15 protein-coding genes are annotated in these 15,515 nt (G+C 74.4%); 7 read left to right on the top strand and 8 right to left on the bottom strand.

The window, feature by feature from the left end; all coding sequences use genetic code 11:
- Positions 1 to 167: 167 nt before the first annotated feature.
- Positions 168 to 1,406 (bottom strand): helix-turn-helix domain-containing protein, encoded by a 1,239-nt coding sequence (locus ABZ809_RS15180; protein ID WP_357563096.1) that lies wholly within the window; start codon positions 1,404 to 1,406, stop codon positions 168 to 170.
- Positions 1,407 to 1,489: 83 nt separating this feature from the next.
- Here ABZ809_RS15180 and ABZ809_RS15175 point away from each other — a divergent pair, with 83 nt between their 5' ends.
- The 5 genes from ABZ809_RS15175 (at position 1,490) to ABZ809_RS15155 (ending at position 7,648) form a co-directional block, all read left to right on the top strand.
- Entirely contained in the window at positions 1,490 to 2,581 is a 1,092-nt protein-coding gene (locus ABZ809_RS15175) for a ferredoxin reductase (protein WP_357563095.1), read from the top strand.
- A gap of 14 nt (positions 2,582 to 2,595) precedes the next feature.
- On the top strand, positions 2,596 to 3,738 hold the full coding sequence (locus tag ABZ809_RS15170; RefSeq protein ID WP_357563093.1) for an acyl-CoA desaturase: 1,143 nt from the start codon (positions 2,596 to 2,598) through the stop codon (positions 3,736 to 3,738).
- 255 nt (positions 3,739 to 3,993) lie between these two features.
- Complete coding sequence (locus ABZ809_RS15165) at positions 3,994 to 5,166, top strand: alanine--tRNA ligase-related protein (RefSeq protein WP_357563092.1); 1,173 nt, start codon at positions 3,994 to 3,996, stop codon at positions 5,164 to 5,166.
- A gap of 126 nt (positions 5,167 to 5,292) precedes the next feature.
- Entirely contained in the window at positions 5,293 to 7,110 is a 1,818-nt protein-coding gene (locus ABZ809_RS15160) for an acyl-CoA dehydrogenase (RefSeq protein ID WP_357563090.1), read from the top strand.
- 52 nt (positions 7,111 to 7,162) lie between these two features.
- The gene (locus tag ABZ809_RS15155; protein ID WP_357563089.1) at positions 7,163 to 7,648 is read left to right on the top strand and encodes a hypothetical protein; all 486 of its coding nucleotides are present in this window, start codon (positions 7,163 to 7,165) and stop codon (positions 7,646 to 7,648) included.
- Positions 7,649 to 7,729: 81 nt separating this feature from the next.
- Here the strand turns inward: ABZ809_RS15155 and ABZ809_RS15150 are convergent, their stop codons facing one another.
- The 3 genes from ABZ809_RS15150 to ABZ809_RS15140 form a co-directional block, all read right to left on the bottom strand.
- On the bottom strand, positions 7,730 to 7,897 hold the full coding sequence (locus tag ABZ809_RS15150) for a hypothetical protein (protein WP_357563135.1): 168 nt from the start codon (positions 7,895 to 7,897) through the stop codon (positions 7,730 to 7,732).
- Positions 7,898 to 7,941: 44 nt separating this feature from the next.
- Positions 7,942 to 8,208: a hypothetical protein gene (locus ABZ809_RS15145; RefSeq protein ID WP_357563088.1), complete on the bottom strand. Its 267-nt coding sequence runs from the start codon at positions 8,206 to 8,208 to the stop codon at positions 7,942 to 7,944.
- Between the two features lie 128 nt (positions 8,209 to 8,336).
- Positions 8,337 to 9,050: a spermidine synthase gene (locus ABZ809_RS15140; protein ID WP_357563087.1), complete on the bottom strand. Its 714-nt coding sequence runs from the start codon at positions 9,048 to 9,050 to the stop codon at positions 8,337 to 8,339.
- A 129-nt stretch (positions 9,051 to 9,179) separates the two neighbouring features.
- Between ABZ809_RS15140 and ABZ809_RS15135 the strand changes: the two genes are divergently transcribed.
- Positions 9,180 to 10,184: a zinc-binding dehydrogenase gene (locus ABZ809_RS15135; protein WP_357563086.1), complete on the top strand. Its 1,005-nt coding sequence runs from the start codon at positions 9,180 to 9,182 to the stop codon at positions 10,182 to 10,184.
- An 8-nt stretch (positions 10,185 to 10,192) separates the two neighbouring features.
- On the opposite strand, the gene ABZ809_RS15130 is transcribed toward ABZ809_RS15135, so the two are convergent.
- From ABZ809_RS15130 to ABZ809_RS15115, 4 genes are all read right to left on the bottom strand, one after another.
- Positions 10,193 to 11,068 carry a sulfite exporter TauE/SafE family protein gene (locus ABZ809_RS15130; RefSeq protein ID WP_357563084.1) on the bottom strand — a complete coding sequence of 292 codons (876 nt, stop codon included), beginning with the start codon at positions 11,066 to 11,068 and terminating at the stop codon, positions 10,193 to 10,195.
- The gene (locus tag ABZ809_RS15125) at positions 11,065 to 11,670 is read right to left on the bottom strand and encodes a rhodanese-like domain-containing protein (protein WP_357563083.1); all 606 of its coding nucleotides are present in this window, start codon (positions 11,668 to 11,670) and stop codon (positions 11,065 to 11,067) included. Before ABZ809_RS15125 ends, ABZ809_RS15130 begins: the two co-directional genes overlap by 4 nt.
- Positions 11,671 to 11,783: 113 nt before the next feature.
- Positions 11,784 to 13,187 carry an MBL fold metallo-hydrolase gene (locus ABZ809_RS15120; protein ID WP_357563082.1) on the bottom strand — a complete coding sequence of 468 codons (1,404 nt, stop codon included), beginning with the start codon at positions 13,185 to 13,187 and terminating at the stop codon, positions 11,784 to 11,786.
- Between the two features lie 133 nt (positions 13,188 to 13,320).
- The gene (locus ABZ809_RS15115) at positions 13,321 to 13,590 is read right to left on the bottom strand and encodes a metal-sensitive transcriptional regulator (protein WP_357563081.1); all 270 of its coding nucleotides are present in this window, start codon (positions 13,588 to 13,590) and stop codon (positions 13,321 to 13,323) included.
- 486 nt (positions 13,591 to 14,076) lie between these two features.
- Here ABZ809_RS15115 and eccB point away from each other — a divergent pair, with 486 nt between their 5' ends.
- The gene (gene eccB / locus ABZ809_RS15110) at positions 14,077 to 15,462 is read left to right on the top strand and encodes a type VII secretion protein EccB (RefSeq protein ID WP_357563079.1); all 1,386 of its coding nucleotides are present in this window, start codon (positions 14,077 to 14,079) and stop codon (positions 15,460 to 15,462) included.
- Positions 15,463 to 15,515 lie beyond the last annotated feature (53 nt).

The raw sequence follows: 15,515 nt of genomic DNA, 5'->3' as shown, positions 1-15,515 counted from the left end.
GAGGCGACCCCGCCCGCCCCCGCCGTACGTCCGCCACCCGCTCCGACAGGGCCGGTCGCGGGTGGTGATCGCTGGCCGGGGAGGCACCAGGGTGGCATGCCCCATCGACCGGCGGTATGCCAATGTCCGGTATTTGACCCACCGTCACGGATGGCCGAAGCGTCCGGTCAGGTCGGCGGCTCGCCGCCCCCGGCTCGGGGTGGGAAGGCGAGGGCCAGGGTGAGGTCGAGGACGGTCGCGGGATCGGTCAGGCGCTCGCCGTACAGCTCGCGGAGCTTGCCCATCCGGTAGCGGACCGTCTGCGGGTGCACGAAGAGGTCGGCGGCGACGTCGTCGCGCCGGCCCTGGTGCAGCAGCCAGGAGCGCAGCGTCTCGGCGAGGCGGTCGGCGGTTCCGGGCGGCAGCGGCGCCAGCGGCGCCAGGACCCGGGCGCGCAGGTCGGCGAGGCCCTCCGGGTCGGTGCTGAGCACCAGCGCGGCGAGGTGCTCCTCGGTGTCCAGGGCCGGTCCGTCGTCGGCCGGCCGGAGGCCGAGCGACAGGGCCCGGACCGCGCGCTGGTAGGAGGAGGCGACCTCGGTCCACGGCCGGGCCGGGCCCAGGACCGCGCGGCGGCTGTGCAGCACCCGGGCGAGCTGCCGCCGCCGGTCGCCGTGCGTGTCGGGCACCAGCAGCACCGCGAGGTCCTCGCCCGTGCCGGCCGCCGGCGGGTCGTCGCCGCTCTCCAGGGTGTGCGGGTGCAGCCGCGCGAGCGCCGCCCGGAGGTTGGCCCGGGGCAGCAGGACGACGGTGAGGGTCTGCGGGGGCGGCCAGTCGGCCCGCTCGGCGCTGCGCAGCAGCGCCTCCTCGGGCTCCCCGGCGAGCAGCCGCTGGGTGAGCCGCTCCAGGTTGCGCCGCCGGGCCCGGCCGGCGCTGGCCAGCTCGTCGGCGTGGCCGGCCACGCTGGCGGCCGAGAGCTCGTCGATGTACGCGAACATCAGCTCGGCGAACTCGGCGACGGTGGCGGCGGAGAGCCCGCCCTGCACGGTCGTGGTGGACATCTCCCGCCAGGAGACCCGGGCGCCGACCCGGTACGCGGCGAGCAGCGCGTCCATGCTCCGGCCGGAGCGCGCCTCGCCGCTGCCCAGGGCGTACGCGGCCTCCAGGGCACCGACGAGCGGGGTGCTCGGATCGGCGGCCTCGGAACGCCCGATGAGCTGGAGGAACGTGCCGAGCGCGATCTGCACCGCCGTCTCGATCTTCTCGCGCATCTGGCCGGTGAGCGTGCCGGAGTAGCTCGGCACCTCGGCGGTGATCGCGGTCACCGTGCGCTCGGCGAGCAGGGGTAGCCGTTCCCGCAGCGCCCCCGCCACCTCGGCGTCCAGCTCGAGGCGGGCCGCCCGCCGGGTGGCCGCCGAGCGTTCCGACACGTTGTTTCCTCCGCACAAAAAGACCTGATCGGTTCACCTTCGCAGGTCAAGATTTTATGCCATTCTGCCGCGACCATCGAATCATGACCACCACCGTCCCGAACCCCTCCGGGAAGGCGGCCCTGCGGGGCCGGATCCTTCGGCTGGCCGCGTCGGTCACCACCCCGCTGCTGCCCGACGACTACCTCGACCTGGTCGCCCCGCTGCGTTCCGGCGCCGACCTGCGCGGCCGGATCGTCGCCGTCCGCCCCGAGACAGCCGACGCGGCGACACTGGTGATCCGGCCCGGCCGCGACTGGCGCGGGCACACCCCCGGGCAGTACGTCCGCCTCGGTGTCGACGTCGACGGCGTACGGCAGTGGCGGGCCTACTCGGTCACCTCGGCCCCGGCCCGGCGGGGCGGGCCGATCTCGGTCACCGTGAAGGCGATTCCCGACGGGGTGGTCAGCAACCACCTGGTCCGCCGGGCGCGGCCCGGGACGCTGGTCCAGCTCGACCAGGCCCAGGGCGACTTCGTGCTGCCGGGGCGCCCGCCGGCCCGGGTGCTCTTCGTGACCGCCGGCAGCGGCGTCACCCCCGTGATGGGGATGCTGCGCGCCGGTGCCCTGGGCGGCGCCGACGTCGTCGTGGTGCACTCGGCCCCCACCCCGGCCGACGTGATCTTCGGCGCCGAACTGCGGGACCTCGCCGCGCGCGGCGCGATCCGGCTGGTGGAGCGGCACACCGACGCCGACGGGCTGCTCACCGTGGACGACCTCGCCCGGCTCGTGCCCGACCACCTCGACCGGGAGACCTGGGCCTGCGGCCCGGCCGGGCTGCTCGACGCCCTGACCGAGCACTGGTCGGCCCAGGGGCACGGCGACCGGCTGCACACCGAGCGGTTCCGGCCGACGGTCATCTCGCCCGGTGCGGGCGGTGCCGTCACCTTCGCCCGATCGGGCGTCACCGTCGACGCCGACGGCGCCACCCCGCTGCTCGACGCGGGTGAGAACGCCGGGGTGCTGATGCCCTCGGGCTGCCGGATGGGCATCTGCTTCGGCTGCGTCCTGCCGCTGCGCCAGGGCGCGGTGCGGGACCTGCGCAACGGGGACCTGACCACGGCGGTGCCCGGCGACGGCGTCCTCATCCAGACCTGCGTGTCGGCGGCGGCCGGCGCCTGCGACATCGACCACTGACCGGAGTACCTGACGTGACCGTGATCCAGAACAAGCCCGTCAACCCGATCGCCCACCTGAGCGCCGAGGACATCGAGGCCATCGGCAGGGAACTCGACGCGATCCGCGAACGGGTGATCGCCGACCGGGGCGAGCGGGACGCCGCGTACATCCGCCGGGTCATCTCGACGCAGCGCAAGCTGGAACTGGGCAGCCGCGTGGTGCTGCTGTTCTCCCTCTTCCCGCCCGCCTGGATCGTGGGCACCGCCGGCCTGACCGTGGCCAAGATCCTGGAGAACATGGAGGTCGGCCACAACGTCCTGCACGGCCAGTGGGACTGGATGCGCGACCCGAAGATCCACTCCACCACCTGGGAGTGGGACCACGTCTCGCCTGCCGACCAGTGGAAGCACTCGCACAACGAGCTGCACCACACGTACACGAACGTCGTCGGCAAGGACAACGACCTCGGCTACGGCATCATGCGGGTCGACGAGGACCAGCGGTGGCACCCGTTCCACCTGGGCCAGCCGCTGTGGAACTTCATCAACGCCTGCTTCTTCGAGTACGGCATCGCCGCGTACGACCTGGAGCTGGGGCGCAACCTGCGCAAGGGCCGGCACCGCAACCCGGAGTTCCGGGCCCGGGCCCGCGCGGTGGGCCGCAAGATCCGCCGCCAGGTCCTCAAGGACTACGTGCTGCACCCGCTGCTGTCCGGGCCCTCGTTCCTGCACACGCTGGCCGCCACGTTCACCGCCAACCTCCTGCGCAACCTGTGGAGCCACTCGGTGATCATGTGCGGGCACTTCCCGGAGGGCGTGGAGACCTTCTCCCGGCGCTCGATCCAGGGCGAGACGCGCGGCGAGTGGTACGTGCGGCAGATGCTCGGCTCGGCCAACATCAGCGGCAGCCGGCTGATGCACATCATGACCGGCAACCTGTCGTACCAGATCGAGCACCACCTCTTCCCGGACCTGCCCAGCAACCGCTACCAGGAGATCGCCCCCGAGGTGCGGGCCCTGTTCGACCGCTACGGGCTGCGCTACACGACCGGCTCGCTGCCCCGGCAGGTCCTCTCCGCCTGGCGCAAGGTCTTCCGGCTGTCGCTGCCGAACCGCAAGACGCCCCAGCGGGTCGACGACCGGCCCGCCCCGGCCCTCGCCACGTCGGGCGTCTGATCCCGTCCGGCGGCGCCGACCGGTGCGGAAACGCGCTGGGCGGCGTCGCCGGCGTCCGCGTACAGTCGGGGCATGGAGATCAGGCAGTTCCCCGCCGCCGCGGCCGCGCGAGCTTCGCGCTCGTCGGTCGCCGCCGCCTGACCCACCACCTCCCCGCCGGCGACCGGAAACGGTCCGCCGGCTTCTTCGTCGCGTCAGCCCACCGGTCCCCGGTGGCGGACCCTTCCGGTCGCCCCACCCGGAAAGGCCACCGCCATGACGTACGACCCGATCAGCCGCACCTTCCTCGACTTCTTCCGCGAGCGCGGCCACGAACTCGTGCCCGACGGCTCGCTGATCCCGCCACCGGGCGACCCGGTGCTGTTCACCACCTCCGGCATGCACCCGCTGACCCCCTACCTGGAGGGCCGGCCGCATCCGCTCGGCCGCCGGCTGGTGAACGTGCAGCGCTGCCTGCGCACCACCGACCTGGACGAGGTCGGTGACTGCACCCACCTGACCCTGTTCCGGATGCTGGGCTCCTGGTCGCTCGGCGACTACGACCTGCCGCGCAGCCTGCGCTGGGGCTACGAGCTGCTGCGCGACGGCTTCGGCATCGACCACGACCGGCTGCACGTGACGGTCTTCGGCGGCGACGACCGGGTCGGCCCGGACGAGCCCTCCCGGCGCACCTGGAACGAGCTGGGCCTGCCGGTGGAACTGACCGGAAAGGAGAACTGGTGGTCCAACGGCCCGACCGGGCCGTGCGGACCCGACACGGAGATCTTCGTCTGGACCGGTGACGGCCCGCCCCGGGGCACCCCCGGCACCGACGAGGAGTGGATGGAGGTCTGGAACCACGTGCAGATGCGCTACCACCGGCATCCCGACGGCCGGCTGTCGCCGCTGCGGCAGCCCAACGTGGACACCGGGATGGGCCTCGAACGGCTGGAGATGGTGCTGCGCGGGCAGCGCTCGGTCTTCGAGGGCGAGGATCTCCTGCCGTGGACGCGCACCGTCGGGGACACGTGGGGCCTGGGCGACGAGCCGCTGCGCGTGGTGGCGGACCACCTGCGGTCGGGCGTGGTGGTGGTCGGCGACGGCGTACGCCCCTCGAACACCGGCCGCGGCTACGTGCTGCGCCGGCTGCTGCGCCGCGCGCTCACCACCCTGTGGCGCGACGACCCGTCCCGGACCCTCACCGAACTGCCCACCGGGCCGGTGGGGCACGCGCTCGACGCGTTCCGGCAGACCGTCACCGTCGAGCAGGTGCGCGACGTGTTCTGCGGCGAGGAGCGACGCTTCCGTGAGTTGCTGCGGCGCGGCCGGCCGGTGGTCTCCCGGCGCCGGTCGCGCGGGCCGCTGACCGACGAGGACTACCGGGACCTGCACGAGACCCACGGGCTGCCGCGCGACCTCGTCGACGGCCTGCTCGCCGACGCGGCCTGAGCCGCCCCCACGACCCGCTACGCATGGCGGGTGGTGCGGGGCCGACCCGATCAGTCAGGATGACCTGGGCGAGGGCGTCGCCGTGCCGGGGCACGGCCGGGGGCGCCCGCCGCCGGAAGGAGACCCGTGCCGTCCACCCTGCTCTCCCGTCGCGACCTGAGCTTCCTGCTGTACGACTGGCTGGAGGTGACCCGGCTGACCGGGCGGCCCCGCTACGCCGAGCACTCCCGGGAGACCTTCGACGCGGTGCTGGACCTCGCCGAGCGGGTGGCCACCGAGCGGTTCGCCCCGCACAACCGGGCCGCCGACCTGGCCGAGCCCACCTTCGACGGCCGCCGGGTGCACACCATCCCGCAGGTCAGGCAGGCCCTCGACGTCTTCGCCGAGACCGGTCTGCTGGGCGCCGCCATGGACGCGTCGGTCGGCGGGATGCAGCTGCCGCGCGTCGTGCAGACCGCCTGCTCCGCCTGGTTCCAGGCCGCCAACGTCGGCACCGCCGCGTATCCGTTCCTGACCCTCGGCAACGCCAACCTGCTGCTGGCGCACGGCAGCGCCGAGCAGATCGACACCTGGGTCCGGCCGATGGTGCAGGGGCGCTTCTTCGGCACCATGTGCCTGTCCGAGCCGCAGGCCGGCAGTTCGCTGGCCGACATCACCACCCGCGCCGAGCCGCAGGACGACGGGACGTACCGGCTGCACGGCACCAAGATGTGGATTTCCGGCGGCGACCACGAGCTGTCCGAGAACATCGTCCACCTGGTGCTCGCCCGGATCCCCGGCGGCCCACCGGGGGTGAAGGGGATCTCGCTGTTCATCGTCCCCAAGGTGCTCCTCGACGCCGACGGCGCGCTCGGCGCCCGCAACGACGTCGTCCTGGTCGGCCTCAACCACAAGATGGGCTACCGGGGCACCACCAACACCCTGCTCAACTTCGGCGAGGGCGTGCACCGGCCGGGTGGGCGCCCCGGCGCGGTCGGCTACCTGGTCGGCGAGCCGCACCAGGGCCTGGCGCAGATGTTCCACATGATGAACGAGGCGCGGATCGGGGTGGGCGCCGGCGCCACCGCCCTCGGCTACACCGGCTACCTCAAGTCCCTCGCGTACGCCCGCCAGCGCCCGCAGGGCCGCCCGCTCGCGGACAAGGACCCGTCCGCGCCGCAGGTGCCGATCGTCGCCCACCCCGACGTCCGGCGCATGCTGCTGGCACAGAAGAGCTACGTGGAGGGCGCCCTGGCGCTGATCCTCTACTGCGGGCGGCTGCTCGACGAGGAGCGGACCGCACCCGAGGCGGCGGACCGGGAGCGGGCCCGGCTGCTGCTGGACGTGCTGACGCCGATCGCGAAGAGCTGGCCGTCGCAGTGGTGCCTGGTCGCCAACGACCTGGCCATCCAGGTGCACGGCGGCTACGGCTACACCCGCGACTACGACGTCGAGCAGCACTGGCGGGACAACCGGCTCAACCCGATCCACGAGGGCACCCACGGCATCCAGGCGCTGGACCTGCTGGGTCGCAAGGTGACCATGCGCGGCGGGGCCGGGCTGTCGCTGCTGGTCGAGACGGTCCGGGCCACGGTCGACCGCGCGTGGCGGGCGGGGGGCGAGTGCGCCGAACTGGCCGCCTCGCTCGGTGCCGCCCTGGACCGGGTCGCCCTGGTCACCCGGCGGCTGTGGAGCACCGGCGACCCGGAGACGGCGCTGGCCAACGCGAGCGTCTACCTGGAGGCGGTCGGCCACGTGGTGATCGCCTGGATGTGGCTGGAGCAACTGCTCACGGTCGAGGCGGTCGGCGCTGCCGGCGACGGCCCGGACGCCGACCTGCACGCCGGCAAGCGGCAGGCCGCCCGCTACTTCTTCCGCCACGAGCTGCCCCGCACCGGTCCGCAGTTCGACCTGCTGGACAGCCTCGACCGGACCACACTGGAGATGCGCGACGACTGGTTCTGAGGGGTGGGGAAGGTGCCCTTCCTGACACCTGCCCCGGTCGTGGACTGCGGCCGTGCGGGATCGACGTGTGGTGGTGCTCTGGTCCGTGTTCGTCCTGCTCGCCGCCGGCTCGTCGGCGCTCGTCACACTCCGCCCGGACAGGCAGATCTGGCCGGTGCTGGCGGCGATGCTGCTGATCGGGGCCGACGGTGTCGCCCGGCGGGTGGCCGGCGCCGCCCTGCTGGTGACCATGGTCGTCTCGCTGGGGGTGACGCTCCGGCCGATCTCGACCGCCCCCGGGGTGCAGTTCCTCGACGTGGCCGACCCGCGCTACTTCTTCGTCTGCCGGGGCCCCGTGGAGTGCGCCGCCTACGGCACGGACGCGCCGGTCACCTTCGGCACCCGCAGGGAGAAGACCAAGGTCCGGGTCAACGGAGTGGTGTCGCCCGCCGTCGCCCGGCTGGAATACCACTCCGCCCCCGGTGCGCGCCCCGGGTCATCCCGCTGCGGGCGCCCCACCCGGGGCCGCGGACGTTCTCGTTCCGGTCGGCGACGATGACCCACGGCCGGCTGGTCGCCTACGCCGCCGACGGGCGACCGCTCGCCGTCCACGACGAGGAACTGGGCGCCGCGTTCGACGTCAGCGGTGCCGCGCGGAGTGGTGCATCGCCTGCCGCCCCTTGACGACGGCCAGGACGACGACCACGACCAGCGCCACCGCACCGATGATCACCAGCCAGCGGACCGCCTCCAGGAGCAGCCCGAGCAGGACGAGCGCGCCGGCGATGACGGCGACTACACAGAGCATGGCCCGCATGTCGACCTCCCGTGACTCCGGCCGCGACGCGCGGCTCACCCGTCTGCCTTCCCGGCCCGCACCCGGCCATGCCGCCACGACCGGCGAAGTCCCTGGCGCGTCACGCCGGCAGCAGCGCCACCGGACCCTTCGCCGCAGTTCACCGTCGTGGTCCGGGCCGCCGCGTCGGCCAGCACCGCGTCCAGCGCCGCCCGGAACCCGGCGGTACGTTCCGACGCAGCCCGGAACCCGGCGGTACGGGTGTACGCCGCGTGAACCTGGAAGGCCGCGACGGTCCACCGGCTGCCCGGCTCGTCGGTCACCACCGCCCAGGACGTCCGCCGGCTGGGCGGCCGACAGGATAGATCTTGGACAGTTACCGTCCTCGGGAAACGACAACTGTCCAAGATCTTGGTTTGATGCCGGCGCGTGCGGGCGCCGGACCGGCTCGTCAGAGCTGGGCGACGTAGACGGTGTTGGCCGACTCGCCGCCGGTCAGCGGGTTGGCGAACGGGACGACGTGGGCCCGGGCGGTGCGGAACACCGCCGTGAGGGCCGCCTCGAAGTCGGGATCGGGCGGGTCGTCCGACCAGAGGGCGAACACCCCGTCCGGGTGCAGGTGGGCGGCGAGCCGGCGCAGCCCGTCGGGGGTGTAGAAGGCGGCGTGGCCGGGGTGCAGCACGTTGCGCGGCGAGTGGTCCACGTCGAGCAGCACGGCGTGGAACCGCCGCCCCGGCGCCTGCGGGTCGAAGCCGGTGCCGTCGGCGACGGCGGCGAAGAAGTCGGCCCGCACGAATCGGGTACGCGGATCGGCGGCCAGCCCGGCGGCGAAGGGCAGCAGTTCCCGCCGGTGCCAGTCGATGACGTCCTCGATCGCCTCCACCACCAGCAGCGAGCCGACCCGGTCGTCCTCCAGCGCGGTGCGGGCGGTGTAGCCGAGGCCGAGGCCGCCGACGACCACGTCGAGCCCCTGCCCGGCCAGCGGGGCCAGCCCCAGTCGGGCCAGCTCGATCTCCGCGACGGGGAAGAGGCTGGACATCAGGTACTCGTCGTCGAGCTTGACCTCGTACACCTGCACGCCGAGCGACGCGTCGCGGCGCCGGCGCAGGCTGATGAGGCCGATGGGGGTCTCCCGCCAGGCCAGTTCCTCGAATCGCACGCCCACGGGCCCGGATGCTACCCGCCGGTGGCCCGGGAGCCCTCCGTCGGCACGCATTCCTGCCGCGCCGACGGGTAAGCGTGCCCGTCGAGGCCCCGACCGGAGGCCGGACAGGGAGGGCGCACAGTGGCGGACATGCTGGCCGGACGGCTGCACCTGGCGGACCGGGCGCTGCGGATGGAGTCGGTGCCGGTGCCCGAGCCGGCGGGCGGGCAGGTGCGGATCAGGGTCGAGGCGGCCGGGGTCTGCCTGTCGGACGTGCACCTGATCGACGGCACCCTGACGCCGCTGTACCTGCCGGGCGACGTGGTGACGCTGGGGCACGAGGTCGCCGGGACCGTCGACGCGGTCGGCGACGGCGTCGAGGGCTGGCAGCCGGGCCAGCGGGTGCTGCTCCAGGCGGGGGAGCGGGACCGGCGTGGCACCGTGCTGACCCGGGGCGTGGACTACGACGGCGGCTGGGCCGAGTACGCGGTCGCGAACCAGGACACGGTGGTGCCGATCCCCGACGACCTGCCCTTCGAGCAGGCCTGCATCATCCCGGACGCCGTCTCCACCCCCTGGGCGGCGGTGACGGACACCGCGCGGACGCGGCCCGGCGAGGCGGTCGGGGTGTGGGGCGTGGGTGGCCTGGGCGCGCACGCCGTGCAGTTGCTGCGTCTGGTCGGCGCGGCCCCGGTGATCGCCGTGGAGCCGCTCGCGGCGGCGCGGGACCGGGCAACCGCCCTGGGGGCCGACGCGGTGCTCGACCCGGGCGACGCCGCGTTCCGGGACGCCGTGCTGGAGCTGACCGGCGGGCGGGGCCTGGACGTCGCGTTCGACTTCGCCGGGGTGACCGCCGTCCGCGAGCAGGCGCTGACCGTCCTCGGCCGCCGGGGCCGGCTGGTGCTCGCCGGCATCGCCAACAAGCCGGTCACCATCGCGTCGGACAGCCCGTTCAACTACCTCCAGCAGGCGGTGCTCGGCCACTACGGCTCGGAGGCCGAGCACGTGGAGCAGTTGGTGTCCCTGGCCCGGCAGCGACGCCTCGACCTGGGCGCGTCGATCAGCGACGTGCTGCCGCTGGCCGAGGCGGAGGAGGCGGTGCGGCGGGTGCACACCAAGCAGGGCAACCCGATCCGGCTGATCCTGCGCCCCTGAGCGGCGCCCTACGGGCGGGTCGCCGCCCGGCCGGGGGGCCGGCGGCGGCGCTGTGCCGCGACGACCAGCACCGCTGCCGCCGCCACCGCCGCCGCGCCGGCACACACCCCGGAGGCGCCCCACAGCCGCTCGGGCACCTGCTGGGCCAGGACGAGGACGCCCATGGCCAGCACGAACCAGCCGAACGTCCGGCGCAGCACCGCCTCCGGGACGTGCCCGGTGAGCCGGGCGCCGACGAGGCCGCCGAGCACGGCGGCGCCGGTGACGGCGGCGGCGAGGCCCCAGTCGACGCCGACGGTGGACAGGTAGCCGGCCAGCCCCGCGAACGACTTCATCGCGATCACGACGAGCGAGGTGCCGACCGCGACCGGCATCGGCAGGCCGCCGAGCAGGGCGAGGGCGGGCACCACCAGGAAACCGCCACCGGCACCGACCAGGCCGGTGACCAGCCCGACCACGACGCCGTCGAGCACCACCCGCGGCACCGGCAGCTCCCGCCGCGCCGGGCCGCCCGCGCCGTCGCGCCGACCGCGGATCATGGCGGTCGCGGTGGCGAGCATCATCAGGCCGAAGCCGCCGAGCAGGACCGCCGTCGGGACGTGGGCCGCCAGCCGGCCGCCGGCGTACGCGCCGGCCATGCCCGCGACCCCGAAGACCAGGCCGGTGCGCCACCGGATCCGGCCGGCGCGGGCGTGCGGTAGCGCGCCCACGACGCTGGTCACCCCGACGACCAGCAACGAGGTGGCGATCGCCTCCCGCGGCGGCAGGTCGGCGACGTAGACCAGCAGCGGTACGGCGAGGATGGAGCCGCCACCGCCGAGCAGGCCGAGGCTGATCCCGATGAGGACGGCCAGCCCGAGGGTCAGCGCGAGGCCGCCGGTCACGACCGTGGCCGGGTCGTCGGATGGTCCCCGAGCTGGCCGAGGACGGTGTCCAGGTCGCAGCTCGCGCCGCGGTTGTAGGGCAGCCTGCCGAGCAGCATGCCCATCGCGCAGGTGTTGGTGACGGCGGCGAAGGTGAGGCCGGCGCCGATGAGGGCGGCGACCCACTTGAGACCGGGCACGAACACCGAACCGAGGACGCTGACCAGGACGATCGAGCCGGCGACGAGGCGGACCTGCCGTTCCAGGTCCCAGCGGGGGGTGCCCTGCCTGACCGGCGCGTGGGCGGCCTGCCACGCCGACATGCCGCCGTCGAGGACCGTGAGGTTGGGCAGCCCGGCTCCGGCGAGGGCCTGCCCGGCCTGGGCGGCGCGGGCGCCGGAACGACAGATCAGCACCACGTCCTCGTCGAGGTGGCGGCGCAACTCCTCGCGGTGTTCCCGGAGCAGGTCGAGCGGCACGTTGTAGGCGCCGGGGATGTGCGCGGTCTCGAACTCGGCGGGAGTGCGTACGTCCAGCAGGCGGGGGGCGCGGCCGGCGTCGATCAGCTCACGCAGGCCGGCGGCGTCGAGGACGGCGGGGCGGGCGGCTTCGGAGGTGCTCATTCTCTTCCTCGTTCTCGTTGGACTGCCCGAAAGGGCACGGGGTGTGACCGGACCGTCGCCGGTCGGCGTCGGTCCGGTGTGTGGGTCGTGGCGTCCGGTGGGCGCGGAGCCGGTCAGGCGTCGCCGGGGCTCATGGCCACGCCGGCGGCCTCGGCCCGGCCGAACCTGTCGTCGATCACGACGACCTCGCGGCCCGCGTTGGCCAGCAGCGACGCGGCGGCGGTGGCCCGGTAGCCGGAGCCGCAGTGCACCCAGACGACGCCGGCCGGCACGTCGGCGAGACGCCCGGGCAGGTCGGGCAGGGGGATGTGCACCGCGCCGTCGACGTGGCCGCCGGTCCACTCGTTGGTCATCCGGACGTCGAGCACGACGTCCGGGGCGGGCAGCCCGGCCGGGGTGTTCCCCGCGCGGGCGGCGGCCAGCGCGGGGAAGTCGGCCAGTCGCAGCTGTCGCAGCTGTCCTGGCTCGGCGGCCCACTGCGCGGGCTCCCCGGTGGCCTGGCCGGCCGGTCGGTCGATGCCGATGCGGACCAGTTCGCGCTGGGCGTCGGCGACCTGTTCCGCCGTCTCGCCGAGCAGGGTGATCGGCGTGCCCCAGTCGATGAGCCAGCCGAGCCAGGTCGACATCGGGCCGTCGAGCCCGAGGGCGACGGTGCCGGCCAGGTGCGAGGTGGCGTACGCCTTGCGGTGGCGCAGGTCGACGACCCACTGGCCGCCCGCGATCCGCTCCCGCAGCTCGGCGGCGTCGGCCGGGGCGACCGGGGTGAGGTCCACCGGCGCCGGCCCGGCGAGGTTCGCCACGCCCATGTGGGCGTAGTACGCCGGGTAGGCGTCGAGCCCGGCCAGGGTCTCGGTGACGAACGCGTCGGCGGCCAGCCGCAGCACGGGGTTGGCCCGCTTCTCCCGGCCGATGGTCGACTCCGGCGCGTCGGACTGGCCGGCTGAGCAGAAGCTGCCGAATCCGTGGGTGGGCCAGACCTCGGCACCGTCGGGCAGCAGATCCGCCAGTCGCTGCGCCGACGCGTGCTGGCGGTGGGCGAGCTCGTGGGCGTGCTGCTCCCCGAGCAGGTCGGTGCGGCCGGTGGTGCCGAAGAGCAGCGAGCCGCCGGTGAAGACCCCGACCGGCCGCCAGCCGTCGTCGCCGGCCTCGTCGAGCACGTACGACAGGTGGTGGAAGGTATGCCCGGGGGTGGCCACCACCCGCAGCCGCAGCGAGTCGGAGACCGGCACGGTGTCGCCGTCGGTGACCGACATCCGGTCGAACCCGACCTCGTCGTCCGCGCTGACCAGGTACCGGGCGCCGGTCAGCCGGGCCAGTTCGAGGCCGCCGGAGACGTAGTCGTTGTGGATGTGGGTCTCCACCACGTGCGTGACGCGTACGCCCTGCTGGCCCGCGAGGTGCAGGATCCGGTCGATGTCCCGCTGGGGGTCGACCACGATCCCCACGCTGCCGTCGGAGGCCAGATAGCTGCGGTCGCCGAGCGAGGACGTCGCGATGACGGTCACCTCAACTGCCATTGCCGTACTCCTTGTGGGAAATACCCCGGGGGGTATGCGGTGGGCGCACGTCAGGGGTGTCGACGTGTGCATACTGTCTACCCGCCCACGTCGCTGTCACGCAACGTGGGCGGTGCGTTCCTCTGGGTGGTGGTCAGGCCAGCGCGAGGAAGAGCTTCTCCAGCTCCTCCTCGGTCATCTCCGGCGACTCGCCGCGCTCGCGGGCGGCGTTGCAGTGCCGCATCCCGGAAGCGATGATCTTGAAACCGGCCCGGTCGATGGCCTTCGACACGGCGGCGAGCTGCGTCAACGCCTCGCGGCAGTCCTGGCCGGTCTCCATCATCTCGATGACCGCGTTGAGTTGCCCCCGGGCCCGCTTCAGGCGGGTCAGCGCCTCGCCGGTCATCTCGGGTCGAAGCTTCACCGCTTGCCTCCTCGTCGTTGCGTCTACATACCCTAGGGGGTACCTGACCAGGGCCCATGCTACCCGCCCCCGCGCCCCGCCCCCGCGCCCCGCCCCCTCGCCCCCGCCCCCTCGCCCCCGTGGCCTCCCCGCCCGTTCGGCGATCTTGCACTTTGTGCCCCGCGTACGCGAAGAATGCCCTCTTTCTCCGGGCAGGAAGTGCAAGATCGCGGGAAGTCCGGCTTCCTTGCCGGCACCGTTCCGGCGATGTTGGACTTTCGGCCCGGCATTCGCGTCGTTTGCGGCTTTTGCCCGGGCGGAAAGTGCAAGATCGCGAGGGTGGGGGCGAGGGTGGGGGCGAGGCGTGGCTTGCGGGGGGGGTACCTCGTCGATCGGTCACGACGGGACATTTCTGGGCGCTGCCGGCGGTTGTCGCGACGCAGGGTCCTCGCCCGATCGACGGAACGCTTATCCTGTGCCCCGACCCGCCCCACCGGAAGGGACCCCATGCCGTCGCGGCAGGACCAGCTGCACTCGTACCAGTTCACCGTTCAGCGGGCGGTCGCCGCCCTGGTCATGCGGGAGACCGACCCGGCGCAGTCGCCGTTTCGGCGGCTGGCCGGCGCGGGTCTGGCCAGCGTGCTGGTCGCGGCCATCGGCCTGGGTGGCTTCGCGCTCTACGGCCTCTTCGCCGGGGGCGGCAGCGGTTGGCGCGACCCGGGCGCGGTGATCGTGGAGAAGGAGTCCGGCGCCCGGTTCGTCTACCGGGAGCAGAAGCTGCACCCCGTGCTCAACTACGCCTCGGCACTGCTGATCATCGGCGCCGACCGGCCGAAGACGGTGCTCGTCTCCCGCCGCGCCATCGACGGGGTGCCGCGCGGGTTGCCGCTGGGCCTCGCCGACGCGCCCGACTCGCTGCCCGCCAAGGGCCGGTTGTCCACCGCGCCGTGGACGGTCTGCTCCCTACCCGCCACCGCCGACCGGTCGACGCCCCGATCGGCGCTGCTGATCGGCGTGTCCCCCGGCGAGGGGCGGGCGCTGGGGGACGACGCGGTGCTGCTGCGCCACCCCGACGGCGGTCTGCACCTGGTCTGGCACCAGCGGCGCTACCCGCTGCGCGACCCCAACCGGGTGCTGGCCGCCCTGGCGGCCACCCGGGCCCGGGCGATGCCGGCGGCCCCGGCCCTGCTCAACAGCCTGCCCGCCGGTGCGGACCTGGCCCCGCTCGCCCTGCCCGGCGAGGGAGAACACTCCACGCGGGTCTCCGGGGCCCGGGTCGGCGACGTCTACCTGGTGCGCAACTCCGGTGGTGGCCGGCAGTACGCGGTCGCGCTGCGGGACGGGCTGGCCGGCATCACCGAGTTGCAGGCCGGCCTGCTGCTCGCCCGCACCGGCCAGGGCGAGCCGGAGCCGATCACCCTCGGGCGGTTCGCCGCGCTGCCCAAGCTGCCCGACCTCGCCCCGACCGGGCCGGCCGCCCCGCCGACCGTGCCGCCCCGACTGGCCGCCCCGGACGCCGCGGGGCTGTGCGCCCGGGTGGGCGACGACGGCGGCGTCACGGAGGTCCGGCTCGGCGTCCCGCTGCCCGACCTGACCGCCGCGCCGCGTACCGGCCCGGCGCCCGGGGGCGGCGTGCGCGCCGACCACGTCGTGGTGGAGCCGGGCCGGGGCGCGGTGGTCGAGGCGGTCGCGGCGCCCGGGGCGTCCGGTGGCGCGGTCTCCGTGGTCACCGACCTGGGCCGGCGGTACGTCGTCGCCGACAGCGGGGTGCTCGGCATGCTCGGCTACCGCGACGTGCGACCGCTGCGGCTGCCGGCCAGCCTGGTCGCCCTGGTGCCCGCCGGCACCACGCTCGACCCGGCCGCCGCGCGGGTCGTCGCCACCCCCGCCTGAGCGGCCCCGTCCCCGTCGCGCGGTGCGCGACGCCGCCGTCCGGCGGTGGGAGC

The organism is Micromonospora sp. NPDC047074, assembly GCF_040643815.1.
Taxonomy (GTDB): Bacteria; Actinomycetota; Actinomycetes; order Mycobacteriales; family Micromonosporaceae; genus Micromonospora.
Note: the sequence above shows the minus strand (reverse complement) of the source record. Positions and strands in the feature narration are given on the sequence as shown.

Coding starts and splice junctions, on each gene's coding strand:
- ABZ809_RS15175 (WP_357563095.1), top strand. CDS start 1,490: ATGACCACCACCGTCCCGAACCCCTCCGGGAAGGCGGCCCTGCGGGGC.
- ABZ809_RS15165 (WP_357563092.1), top strand. CDS start 3,994: ATGACGTACGACCCGATCAGCCGCACCTTCCTCGACTTCTTCCGCGAG.
- ABZ809_RS15150 (WP_357563135.1), bottom strand. CDS start 7,897: ATGCTCTGTGTAGTCGCCGTCATCGCCGGCGCGCTCGTCCTGCTCGGG.
- ABZ809_RS15135 (WP_357563086.1), top strand. CDS start 9,180: ATGCTGGCCGGACGGCTGCACCTGGCGGACCGGGCGCTGCGGATGGAG.
- ABZ809_RS15125 (WP_357563083.1), bottom strand. CDS start 11,670: ATGAGCACCTCCGAAGCCGCCCGCCCCGCCGTCCTCGACGCCGCCGGC.
- ABZ809_RS15120 (WP_357563082.1), bottom strand. CDS start 13,187: ATGGCAGTTGAGGTGACCGTCATCGCGACGTCCTCGCTCGGCGACCGC.
- eccB (WP_357563079.1), top strand. CDS start 14,077: ATGCCGTCGCGGCAGGACCAGCTGCACTCGTACCAGTTCACCGTTCAG.